At 58.6% G+C, this 13153-nt stretch carries 7 protein-coding genes; 5 read left to right on the plus strand and 2 right to left on the minus strand.

What is annotated here, in order from left to right; translation table 11 throughout:
- Positions 1–47 precede the first annotated feature (47 nt).
- The gene (locus BLW36_RS03505; RefSeq protein WP_170833101.1) at positions 48–3926 is read left to right on the plus strand and encodes a PxKF domain-containing protein; all 3879 of its coding nucleotides are present in this window, start codon (positions 48–50) and stop codon (positions 3924–3926) included.
- Positions 3927–4063: 137 nt separating this feature from the next.
- Positions 4064–4351, plus strand: coding sequence for a hypothetical protein (locus tag BLW36_RS03510; protein WP_091385213.1), 288 nt, complete (start codon positions 4064–4066; stop codon positions 4349–4351).
- 64 nt (positions 4352–4415) lie between these two features.
- Here BLW36_RS03510 and BLW36_RS03515 read toward each other — a convergent pair whose 3' ends face one another.
- Positions 4416–6095, minus strand: a complete 1680-nt coding sequence (locus BLW36_RS03515) for an NAD-dependent malic enzyme (RefSeq protein ID WP_091385214.1) — start codon at positions 6093–6095, stop codon at positions 4416–4418.
- 152 nt (positions 6096–6247) lie between these two features.
- Entirely contained in the window at positions 6248–7360 is a 1113-nt protein-coding gene (locus BLW36_RS03520) for a cation diffusion facilitator family transporter (RefSeq protein ID WP_091385216.1), read from the minus strand.
- Between the two features lie 325 nt (positions 7361–7685).
- Between BLW36_RS03520 and BLW36_RS03525 the strand changes: the two genes are divergently transcribed.
- From BLW36_RS03525 to BLW36_RS03535, 3 genes are all read left to right on the plus strand, one after another.
- Positions 7686–9695 carry a DUF3604 domain-containing protein gene (locus tag BLW36_RS03525; protein ID WP_244506114.1) on the plus strand — a complete coding sequence of 670 codons (2010 nt, stop codon included), beginning with the start codon at positions 7686–7688 and terminating at the stop codon, positions 9693–9695.
- Positions 9696–9949: 254 nt separating this feature from the next.
- Entirely contained in the window at positions 9950–10729 is a 780-nt protein-coding gene (locus BLW36_RS03530) for an alpha/beta fold hydrolase (protein WP_091385220.1), read from the plus strand.
- Positions 10730–11157: 428 nt separating this feature from the next.
- A complete protein-coding gene (locus tag BLW36_RS03535; protein WP_211567125.1) occupies positions 11158–12936 on the plus strand; it encodes an arylsulfatase in 1779 nt (592 codons plus the stop codon).
- Positions 12937–13153 lie beyond the last annotated feature (217 nt).

The following is a 13153-nucleotide window of genomic DNA, read 5'->3' on the forward strand; positions in this document are numbered from 1 at the left end:
GCGACCCAAATCAAACCACAACGAACCCACCCTCTTGGAATCTGGTCATGGATCGACACCTCTCCGTGCGGGCGCTGCTCCCGCTTATCTTCGTCCTCCTCTTCTGTTTATCCGGCAACGCCGCTGCCGCCTGCGGCGGCCTGAACCAGCGCGCCTGCTGTTTTCTCGAGCGCCTGCCATCCTGCGACCCGGGCCTGATCGAGGTGGCTGCCGGCGAGTACCCCGAGGCCTGCGGTATTTTCCCGGCCGGAACCTGCGTATTGCCCACTCCCTGCGGTGGCCCCGGAGAGCGCGGATGCTGCAACGGTCTGGCCGAACTGAGCGATATAGGCGGCGTATGCGACACGCGCAGCCTTGCGCCACTGGAGGGATGTGTTGGCGAGAATTGCTGGTGTGCCGGGGCCGGCGGTTTCTTTGGCGGTAAATCGCTGCACACCTGCGCCCCCGAGCGCGCCCAGGGCTGCGGCGGCGAGGGTCAGCGCGCCTGCTGTGTGATCGAGGGCGGATTGCCCTGCGTGTCCGGAACCACCCAACAGATCGACGGCTGGGCCGACGAGTTCGTGGCGGTAAGCGGCGATGCCACCTGTACCGACGGCATCACCTACAACCGCTCCATTGGCACCTGTGTGAAGTCCAGTCCGGCCGATATCGGTGAACCGTCGAGCGGTTGGAATCCACCAGAACGGCTGAGCGGCAGCCCGATGCGCGGCTACCTGGATTTGCACCTGCACCTGCTGGCAGACAAAGCCCACGGCGGCGGCGTGTTCGTGGGCGAACCGGCGCCGCGGGACGCCAACGGAGAATTTACGCTGAATGCGACTTACAACATCAATAGCGCCCTCTCACCGGAGGGTGATCTCGCGATTCACGAGCATTCCGATCACGGTCTCGGGCGCGACACCATCGGTGACGGCACCAAGGACGGAACGCGCTCCCAGTATGGCGCCCCCTATTTCAGCGGCTGGCCCAAGTGGACCAGCACCACCCATCAGCAGGCCTATTACGCCTGGCTGGAGCGGGCCTGGCGCGGCGGCCTGCGGGCGGTCTCCATGCTGGCGGTGACGAACGAGGCGCTGTGCAAGAGCACCAATGGCATCGATCGCTGGGGGAATTGCGAAAACTCCATGGGGCCCATCATCGAGCAACTGCAGGCGGCGTGGAAATTCCAGGCCTTTATCGATGACCTGGCGGATGGGGAGATCAACAGCAACGGCGCCGGTGAGGGCTGGTTCCGTATCGTCACATCACCGCAACAGGCGCGCGAAGTTATCGCCAGCGGCAAGCTCGCCGTGATACTCGGCATCGAAGTGGACAACCTGTTCAACTGCAAGGAGAGTGGTTGCCCGGAAAATTTCGGCCTGCCGGTTGAAGTGACCGGTATCGCAACACCCACCAGCGTCGAAGAGGCGGTAGACGTGATCTACCAGATGGGCGTGCGGCATGTGTTCCCCGTACACAACTTCGACAACGCCTTTGGCGCCGCGGCGACCTGGCAGGATGCCATCGGTGTCGGCCAGGCCGTTTCAGAGCAGCGCTGGTGGGAGGTGGAGGACTGCGGGAATAACAAGGGCGAATACGGCTACTGGATCGACAATGCAGTGCAGTTTTTCATCAACCTATTCGGATTCGGCGGCGCAACACCGCCGATTCCCACCTATACCAACGGCAACTTTTCCACCGGCTACGCCTCCTGCAACGCGCTTGGCATGCAGTTCGGCGACGAGGAAAACGCGGGCCTCGGCCAGCGTCTCGTCCAGGCTTTGATGCAAAAAGGCATACTGATCGATATCGACCATATGTCACGGAAATCGATCAACGACATGCTCGCGTTGAGCAAGGGCGCCCCCGGCAGCGAAGCGCAGCCCTACCCGCTGATCGCCAGCCATGTGCAATTTTTCGATCGTTATAAAAAAGAGTTTGAAGGAAATAAAGGACGCCATGAGCGCATGCGCACCCGCGCGCAACTGGAAGCGATCCGAGATAGCGGCGGCATGATTGGCGCCATGCTGAAAGACGACGTACAGGACACGGACCTGTTCGGCAAAAGCTTCAACGTCGCCTACGGCAATCCCGAGTACGGCAACGCGATTGCCAACGACTGTCGCTACTCGTCCAAGACCTGGGCGCAGGCCTACCAGTATGCGGTGGACGTAATGGACGGACCGGTAGCAATGGGCAGCGACTTCAACGGAGTAGCCGGACACCTGGGCCCGCGCTTCGGCAGCGATGCCTGTGGCGGCTGGGAAGCGGACAACGGCAGCGAGCGGGCCAAGCAGGAAGTGGCCCGGAATGCGCTGTCCTACCCGTTCGAACTGGCGGGATTCGGCGTCTTCGACAAACAGACCACAGGGTTCAAGCACTTCGATTACAACGTCGACGGGCTGGCCCATATCGGCCTGCTTCCGGACTTTGTCGCGGACCTGCGCGGAATCGGTCTCGACAACCACTACATGGACAAACTGTTCTGCTCTGCCGAAGCCCTGGTCAGGGTTTGGGAACGCGCCGAGGCGCTCGCACAGGGGCAACCGGATCCAGCCAACGAGTGGCAGTGTGATAAGGAGGACGCGGTACCGCCGGTAACGACAGCCACGCTCACCCCGTTCCCATTTGCCAGTGGCTGGCATAACGGACCGGTCGAGGTTGCGCTGCAATCCACAGACATCGGCACCGGCGTCCACTCAATCAGCTATCGCACTTCGCTGGCAATTACACTCAGCAATGAACAGACGACAGATCTGCTCAGCATCACCCTCGGCAGTCAGGGCGTTACCCGCTTTGACTTCTTCGCCACCGACAAAGCCGGCAACGTGGAACCGCTAAATACACTGAACCTGCTGATCGACTCAGTGCCACCGCAGATCGTTGGTTCGCGCGAGCCGGAGGCCAATGAATATGGCTGGAACAATACCGACGTTGCCGTGAGCTTTGTCTGCGACGATCTCGATCCAGACACCGGCATCGCCGGCTCCGGAGTCCCGCTGTCACAGTGCGGGCCGAGCCAGCTGGTCACAGGACTGCCGACGGGCCTCGAGTTCGTCAGTGTCAATGGCCATGCGCAGGATCTCGCTACCAACATAGCGACGACAGCAGTGGGCCCCATCCGCATCGACAAGGTGCCACCAACGGTCAATGCGATGGCATCCCCGAGCGCCAATGCCGCCGGCTGGAACAATACCGACGTGCTGGTGAGCTTTGCCTGCGCGGATGCGCTGTCGGGCATCCAGTCCTGCGCGGAGCCGATTCTCTTGGCGACCGAGGGCAGCGGCCAGTCGGCAACGGGGGCAGCGACAGATCGCGCCGATAACTCTGCCAGCACCACGCTGACACAGATCGCCATCGACAAGACGCCGCCCGAGGTCCAGATTACCGGTGTCAGTGCCGACAGCGTCTATATCCTTGGTGACATACCAAGCGCCGGCTGCTCCACCGCAGACGGCCTCTCCGGCGTCGAGGTGGAGGCCGTACCCATTGTCAGTGGCGGCACTGCCAACGGCGTCGGTCGTTTTACCGCCTTGTGCACCGGCGCACAGGATGTGGCCGGCAACACGGCACAGACCTCACTGCAATATGAGGTGCATTACCTCTTCAGCGGTTTCTTCGCACCGATCGAAAATCTGCCTGTCAACAATAGCGCCAGGGCCGGCCAGACCATACCGATCAAATTCGGCCTCGCCGGTAACCACGGCATGGATATTCTTCCCGGCGGCTCCGCCATGAGCGCGGCTGTCAGCTGCTCTGCAGATCTGGTTAACGAACTGGAAGAGGAAACGTTCACCTCAGGCAGCAGCCAGTTGCAATATGATGCCGCCACTGATTCCTACCAGTACAACTGGAAGACCGATAAAGCCTGGAGAGGCAGCTGCCGACTACTGCGCCTGTCGCTGGATGATGGCACCGTGCATGAGGCTATGTTTGCCTTCAAGTAAGTTGCCCGTAATTCAGACGTAGAGAAAGAGAGATCCGCCGCATCTTTTTCGGCAAATGCTTTCCACGAGAGGTGCGGCTACCTTTAACTAAGCTGACGGGATCACCGATGGATGACCAGATAGGAAATAGGCTAACAATGTACGCACGTATAACCACTTACAAAGTCAAACCGGCCGACTACGAAGCTATCGATAAAAGAATCGAGGTATTAACGCCGGAAATCATGTCGATTCCCGGGTTAAAGCAGTGGATCAGCTGCGGAGATGAAAATGGCGAGCGAGTGATTATCGGCATCTACAAGAGTAAAGAAGACGCCGACCAGGCCACCGGTAAGGTCAAAGAGTTGTTCGCCAAATTCGAAGACTATTACGATGAAGTGCCCAAGCCGCACGGCTACGAAGTACTGCGCCTGGAGTCCAATTAGCCCGGCAAAGCGCGACCGGCACAACGGCTGAACAACCATTGTGCCTACGCAACCCTTTTGCGGCTTAGTATGCCCGCCGACGGTAGTGGCGGTAGTTCGGGGTCCAGAAGTTGCGCTCGATCGCGCGTTCCAGTTTCTGCTGGTCGACTACCGGCGCGACTCCATCTTCCTGGGCCTGCTTGCCCACGGCCAATGCGATACTCTTGCTGACCGCACGGATGTCCGACAGGGATGGCAGCAGTGCCCCCTCGCCGCTTTTCACCACCGGCGACTCCTCCGCCAGGGCGTTTGACGCAGCCATCAGCATATTGTCGGTAACGCGGGAGGCGCCAGCGGCAATCACACCGAGACCGACGCCGGGGAATATATAGACATTGTTGCATTGGGCGATGGGAAAACTCTCGCCCTGCAGCTCCACCGGAGGGAAGGGACTGCCGGTGGCTACCAGGGCCTCGCCGCGGGTCCACTCCAGTATCTCGGCCGGCGTCGCTTCGGCACGCGAAGTGGGGTTCGACAGCGGCAGCACCAACGGGCGCGAACAGCCGGCGTGCAACGCCTCGATGACGGACTGGGTAAACAGGCCGCCCTGCCCCGATACACCGATCAGGACGCTCGGCTTGATGTTGCCAATCAGCGTGGCCAGATCCCATTCACCCACACCCTCGAGCTTCTGCGGATCCTGAGCCAGGCGCGCCTGGAAACCGTGCAGCCCCTTCATGTCCGATGTCACCAGACCGTAGCGATCGAACATAAAGATCCGCTCGCGCGCTTCCACTTCGCTGAGGCCGCCCTCTACCATCGCACAGACGATCTGCTCGGCGATACCGCAGCCGGCAGAGCCGGCCCCGACCACGACCACGCGCTGCTCGGCCAGGGTTTCCTGGCGGGTCTTGCAGGCGGCGAGGATAGTACCAAGGGCGACCGCCGCGGTGCCCTGGATATCGTCATTGAAGCAGCAGAGGTCGTCGCGGTAGCGCTCGAGTAGCGGCATGGCGTTTGTCTGGGCGAAGTCCTCGAATTGCACCAGCACCTTCGGCCAGCGGCGTTTCACTGCGGCGATAAACTCGGCCACGAATTCGTCGTACTCCTCCTGGGAAATACGCTCGTGGCGCCAGCCCATATACATCGGATCGTTCAACAGGGTGCGATTATTGGTGCCGACATCCAGTGTCACCGGCAGCGTGTAGGCCGGGCTGATTCCGCCGCAGGCGGTGTACAGGGACAGCTTGCCGATCGGGATACCCATGCCGCCGATACCCTGGTCGCCGAGGCCGAGGATCCGCTCGCCATCGGTGACAACGATCACCTTCACATTTTCCTTGGTGGCGCTGCGCAGGATATCGTCCATATATTCGCGGTCGGGATAGGACACGAACAGGCCGCGGTGGTTGCGGTAGATATTGGAAAATTCCTCGCAGGCGTCCCCGACCGTCGGCGTGTAGATGATCGGCAGCATCTCCTCGATGTGCTGTTCGATCAGGTGAAAAAACAGGGTCTCGTTGTCATCCTGTATCGCGCGCAGGTAAATATGCCGCTCCAGATCCGTGCGGCACTGCTCGTACTGGTGATAGGCGCGGCGGGTCTGCTCTTCGATGGACTCGACATTGTTCGGCAGCAGTCCGACCAGGTTAAATTCGATACGCTCTTTCAGCGTAAAGGCGCTGCCCTTGTTCAGCAGCGGCATTTCCAGCAGCGAGGGGCCGGCGTGGGGAATATAAAGTGGACGCTTGTCTTTGTTGCTCATAAACCTGCTTACGTCTGATGCAGTGGGATCGCCTGTGCGGCGGAAAAGGCGGTGTAGGCACAGCCGGCATTAATGACCGAAACAGTTAATTTCAGTCATTAATAGCGCACAAGTGCCGGTGCGGCAAAGGCCGGAAGACTAGCGATTGCGCCTCAAGATAACAAGGCCTCGGGATCGTCCAGCTTCGACGACGGCGCTATGCCTTCAACCTCCACCGTCAGATGGAACACCTGCGGGCAGCGCTCCTTCAGCTCCGCTTCCAGCTCGTCGACAATGCGCTCGGTTCGCTCCAGCGTCGCCTGTACCACGGCGCGCGTCTCCGCATACTCGCGCACCCGGTCGTTCAGCCGTTCCTCCGGCACGCGCGCCAACAATGCGCGCTCGTGCGCATCGATACGCACGCGCAGATCGCCCACCAGCCGCTCCTCGCGCACCTCCACCTCGGCCACCACCACCGTATGGGTCTCGTCGACGATGACCGACCGGATATCGTGGTAGCGCTCAATTTCTGGATGGGTGCTACAGATGTCCTTGAATGCGCGCTCGGCCTCCTGGTCGCGAATACTGGTCAGAAAACGCATATTGATCATGCCCAGGAAAATGGCCGTGACGCCGAGCATCGCCGCGATGATCACGGAAAAGCCAATATCCCAGAGTTTGTTGCCGGTCACCTGGGTCATCGCGATGCCGGTGGCGGCGAGGATCACACCGGTGACGGCGATGGTGTCCTCCAGCAACACCGCCAACAGGGTCGGATCGTCGGCCTCGCGCAGATAGCGGAACGGGTTCTTTCTGCCGGCAGCACGCATGCGCAGTGCGAATTCCTTTGCCGCCACGAGCAGTACATAGCCTTCCAGTACCAGGGCGATCGCCAGTACCACTGCCGAGATCCATATCGGCGCTATGTCCAGCCCCAGAACCGCAACGGAGGTCGGCCGCTCAAACACATGTAGTTGATGATAAGCGTGCCAGGCATGGGCCAGGCCGAGTCCACAACCAATCGAGAACAAGCCGATGGCGCTCCAAAGGTTCCACAGGTATTTCTTCTGTCCGTGGCCAAAGGCGTATTCGCGATCTGCCGGTTTCCCACCTCTAATCAGGCCCACCAGCAGAAACACCTGGTTGAGCGTGTCCATGAGGCTGTGCACCGCCTCATTCATCATAGCCGCCGAGTGCGTAGCCAGTGCCGCCATACCCTTCAGAACAGTGACAATCGCATTGACGCAGATTGCGTAAAGAACCGCTTTTTTTGAACCCTGGGCCATAGCTTCTCCTGAAAATCCTGTGCGGCCTGCTGCAACTAGTTGTGTCGGTGGATCATAACGCGAAGTCCGAGGCTATTTCACGCGCCTATTCGAACACAAGAAGAAATGGTAACGGCCTTCTTTCATGAGTGAGGTATCCGGCGAAAGAACTTTACCGCGCCACTGCCGTACGCCTTTGCATAGCCGTCTACAAAGCCAATGACGCACCAGTAATCCGTCACCGCTAGCAAGACACTCCGCTCTGCTATTACTGATAAGCGGATATGCTACGGCCCGCAACCACATCAAGCGAAACCACTTCCCACGGAAGCGCATGAGGCATGCAATGCGACAGTTCTACCCGATCCTACTCCTGGTTTCTTCCCTGGCTGCCTGCGGTGGCGACCGCCACGATCAGGAAGGCACTGTCGAAGACCGCGGCTCTGCGGACGAACAGATTGTCGGCGAGGAGTTCAGCACTGCCACCCCGGACTCGAAGGATATCTCCACCAAAGACAACTCCTATTCCGCCAGCGAATCCGACACCCAGCCTGCTACCGGTTCAGCCACCGATACCGCATCCGCTACTTCCGCCGACTACCCGAACAATGTCTATTTCGGCGATAGCCATGTGCACACCGGCTGGTCCGCCGATGCCGGCATGGATGGCGCCATCGTGACGCCGGAAGACGCCTACCGCTTTGCCCTCGGCCAGGAAGTGAAATCCAATTCCGGCCTCAAGGCAAAACTCAACCGACCCTATGATTGGTTCATGATCACCGACCACTCCGATGGCATGGGCGTCATCAATGAGATTATCGCCGGCAATCCGGAGATGCTGGAAGATGCGACCATCAAGAAATGGAGCGAAGCGCTGAATTCCGGTGACCCGAAAAGGGCCGCCGAAGCCAAGAGCGAACTGATCACGATGCAGTCCGAAGAGCGGCTACCGAAACAGGTGACGGACCCCAAGTGGATGAAGTCGGCCTGGGAGAAAACGGTCGATGCCGCCGAGAAATTTTACGAACCCGGAGAGTTCACCACCTTCATCGCCTTCGAATGGACGGTAAATGCGGACGGCGGCAACAACCTGCACCGCAATGTCATTTTCCGCGACGGTGCCGACCGCACCCGCAGCCTGCTGCCACTGACGACATTCCAGACCCAGGATCCAATGAAACTCTGGGAATGGATGCAGGCGTACGAGCAGAAGACCGGCGGCCGCGTACTAGCCATTCCCCACAACGGCAACCTGTCCAATGGCCGCATGTTCGAGGAGCAGCAGTTCGACGGCTCAGCAATGACCAGCGAGTGGGCTGAAATGCGTGCGAAATACGAGCCGCTATTCGAAGTCACCCAGATCAAGGGCCAGAGTGAGTCTCACCCCTCCCTGTCTCCAGAGGACGAGTTCGCCAACTGGGACCTGTGGGACCGTGGCAACCTGATCATGGTACCGAAGCCCAAAGGCGCAGTAAAAACCGAGTACTGGCGCGAGGCATTGAAATCCGGCATGCGCCTGCAGGACGAACTCGGCACCAATCCGTTCCAGTACGGCGCCAACGCCGCCACCGACACCCACACCGGCCTGTCCACCGCCGATGAAGATAATTTCTTCGGCAAGTTCAAAACGCTGGAACCCAGTAACAAGGAGCGCTGGAACTTTCCACTGATCGAGGGCAAAAGCGGCGATTTTATGGGTTGGGAGCAGGCCGCTTCCGGGATCATGGGGGTCTGGGCGAAAGAGAATACCCGCGAGGCCATCTGGGACGCGATGATGCGCAAGGAAACCTTCGCTACTACCGGTCCGCGCATGAAACTGCGTTTCTTCGGCGGTTTCGACTTCGACGAGCGGGATGCCGAAGGCGATATTGCCGCGTCCGGCTATGAAAAAGGCGTCCCCATGGGCAGCCGATTGAATGGCGCCGAGAGTGGCCAGCGGATGACCTTCCTGGTGGCTGCGATGAAAGACCCCATCGGCGCCAACCTCGATCGCGTACAGATTGTCAAAGGCTGGGTGGATGGCAACGGCGAGACCCACGAAAAGGTTTATAACGTGAAGTGGTCTGGCGATCGCAAGAAGGATGGCCAGGGGCATATTCAGAAAGTCGGCAATACCGTCGACTTGAAAACAGCCAAATACACCAACGATATTGGCGCTCCGCAGCTGATCGGCTATTTCGAAGACGAGGAATTCAACCCGGCACACAAAGCGGTGTATTACGTCCGCGTTCTGGAAATCCCAACACCGCGCTGGACGCTATACGACAAGGTGCGTTTCGGCGTCGACATCGACAAGAAGGTGCCGATGACACATCAGGAGCGCGCCTTCTCCAGCCCGATCTGGTATACGCCCTAACTGCGCATTCAACAGGCACCGGCCCAAAATGCCCGATAGAGTCTGCAGGTTTCGCGGTGGGCGGTTGTTCCGATAAAACTTATCCACTGCCGCGAGGCGAAGCGTGGGGCTTTCGAGAAACGCTCGTGAAATCTCTAGACGGATACCCACTGTACATCTGCATCGCCCTGTTACTTTCTTCGCTTCATGTGTCCTGCGGACAACAGAAGGCTGGTGCCGATAAATTTCTGCGCACAGACACCATAGTGCGACACATGAACGCGGATAATCACGTACGCATCTATGCGAAGAAACGCGATGAAGGAGATTATGTGGTCATAATCCCGTCGCTCGGCCGCGGGGTTGAGGATTACACAGAGCAGTACCATTCCACCATCACCACAAGGCTCGCGGAAGCCGGCTATCAGGTTGTGTTGATCCAACCCCGTGGAGCCGGCAAAAGCAGTGGCGATCTGACACCGGCAAACGCATCGATGAGCATGTTCGCTCAGGATATCAAGGTCGTTCTAGATGACCTAAACATCAACAAGGCGAACTTTATCGGCCACGCCTTCGGCAATCGACTCGCGCGCACCTTTGCCACCCTCTACCCGGAATATGTGGATCACCTGGTACTGATGGCTTCCGGCGGAAATTTTACGATGGATGAGAAGCAGGAGACCTGCCTGAAAAACTCATTCAATCTCAAGCTACCGGACGAGGAACGCGTCGGATATATCGATTGTGCATTTTTCGCTAAAGGCAATGATGCCAGTATCTGGCTTACCGGCTGGTATCCGGAGCTGGCCGCGGCACAGATGCTGGCAGCCAATATGATCAATCCGGACTTCTACAAGAAAGCCGGCGGCAAATCCTTTCTGCTGATCCAGGCGGCCGAGGACTTTATCGCGCCCCCGGAAAACGCTGGCCGCCGTCTCAAACAGGAACTCGGTGATCAAGTCACCTATATCGAAATCCCGGATGCCGGCCACGCACTGAGCTCCGAGCAACCCGATGCGATCGCTACATACATAGTGAATTACTTAAACCAGTGATTCCCGCCAACCTATATATCACTCTGATATCGGCCTGCTATCGTTCTGCATCCAGGCACTGCTCAAGTGCCCGAAGGGTTCGAAATTGGCTTCTCTGCCAACAGCCCGCCGTCTACAACCTCTAGCCAAGCAAAAAGGGCGCCTTGAGCACTTCAAAAAGCATGGGGAGGCAAGTACACGCCCCCGCAGCAACGACTAAAAACCTGGCGCCTGTAGTATCGGATCGACATTTACCACTGGAAAGCCCGCCAAAAGTAACCGATGCCAGATTTACATCTGCCTCTCATTTGCAGGGAATTGGCGAGCTATCATTTCATATCTAACGCTACTCGTTGAGTTTTTCATCGACTTTGAACTGACCAAGAAAGATGCAATTCAATAACTCCAACATGTGAAAAAATGCATCTTCTAGTGAAAGGGGTTTATCTATGCGCCTTTTCTATTCCGCTTTGCTGTTTTCGGCTTTGCTGGCTGCATGTGGCGGTAAGGACGAAGATGCGGGCCAAAAGCAGGAAACTCGGGACCGCGCAGTAACCGCCGAGGCCGCGACCGCACAACAGCCCGCACAGATGCAGGACACGCTGCCAGACTCAAAACCGTCGCCGGCGCCACAGACGACGCCCGAAGCGACCACAACGGCACAATCTCCGCCGGCCCAAAGGCAGGCTCAAGCTGCTAAGCGTGCAGATAGCGCAGGCAGCAAGCCAAATATCCTGGTAATCTTCGGCGATGATATCGGCTGGACGAACCTGACCGCCTATGAACACGGCGTCATGGGCTATCGCACGCCGAACATCGACCGCATCGCCGAAGAAGGCGCCCTGTTTACCGATCACTACGCACAGCCCTCCTGCACGGCCGGGCGCGCGGCGTTCCTTACCGGCCAGTATCCAATTCGATCCGGCATGACTACCGTCGGCCAACCCGGTGACAAACTGGGTTTGCAGCCGGAATCCCCCAGCCTGGCGCGAGTGCTGAAATCCGCCGGCTACCGCACCGGTCACTTTGGCAAGAACCACCTTGGCGACCGTAACGAACACCTGCCGACCGTGCACGGGTTCGACGAATTCTTCGGCAACCTTTATCACCTGAACACCCAGGAAGAATCGGAACAGCGCGACTACCAGAACTTCGGCAAGAAATTCTCCGGGGACTTGGAAAAATACGAGCAGAGTTTCGGCACCCGCGGCGTAATCCATTCACTCGCCACCGACGACATGGACGATACCGAGGACCCGCGCTTCGGCGTCGTCGGCAAACAGAAAATCGAGGACACAGGCCCACTTACCCAGAAACGCATGCATAACTTCGATAGCGAGGAGGTCATCCCGCGCGCGCTGAAGTTCATGGAGGCGTCAAAGAATGAGGGTAAGCCATTTTTCGTGTGGCTAAATACCAGCCGCATGCATCTCTATACCCGTATCGACGACGAATGGCTGCAAAAGGTGGAAAAATACACCAGTGAAGCCGACTACCACGGCGCCGGCATGTTACAGCACGATCACGATATCGGCGTGGTGCTGGACTGGCTCGATAAGCAGGGGCTCGCGGACAACACCATCGTCATCTACAGCACCGACAATGGCCCGGAACACAGCAGCTGGCCCCATGGCGCAACCACGCCATTCCGCGGCGAAAAGATGACGACCTTTGAGGGCGGAGTTCGCGTGCCGATGATGGCGCGCTGGCCGGGACATATCCCCGCGGGCGCGGAACTGAACGGTATCCAAGGCCACCAGGATCTGTTTACCACGCTCGCAGCGGCGGCTGGCGTACAGGATGTGGCCGAGAAAATGATGCAGGAGAAAAAGCAATACATCGACGGGGTCAACAACCTGCCCTACTGGCTGGGTGAATCCAAGCAATCTGCTCGCGACTACATCTTTTACTACTACGAAAGCAAACTGACTGCGGTGCGGATGGGACCGTGGAAATTCCACTTCTCCACAAAGGAGGACTACTACGCAAACCTGGTGCCGCGCACGGTTCCGCTCGTGTTCAACATCCGCATGGACCCCTACGAAAGCTATGACTCACCGGATTCCTACGGCCATCTGATGCAGAAGGTCTCCTGGCTGATCCAGCCGATGGGCGCACTGATGCAGCAGCATCTGCAATCACTGAAGGAGTATCCGCCGGTCCAGGGTGGCAAGAGCTTCGATATGTCGAACGTGGTCGAAGAGTTTATCAACAAGGCGCCACAGTAACGGCGTTTGACGCGGACGAAGCAATCACTTTTGGGGCAAATAGATCGGAACGGCCCCGCGACAGTATACCGACAGGCACGTATTCCCGCGCCCGCTGCAGAATCCTAGCCACTGGTCAGAGCCGGTACGAGCACATGACGAAGGCGCTCGAGGAACAGGGCGTTAACAGTCCAATCGCGACGGGTAACTAGCCCCAAGAGTACCCAGCGGCAGAGCG

This window comes from Microbulbifer marinus (genome assembly GCF_900107725.1).
GTDB lineage: Bacteria > Pseudomonadota > Gammaproteobacteria > Pseudomonadales > Cellvibrionaceae > Microbulbifer > Microbulbifer marinus.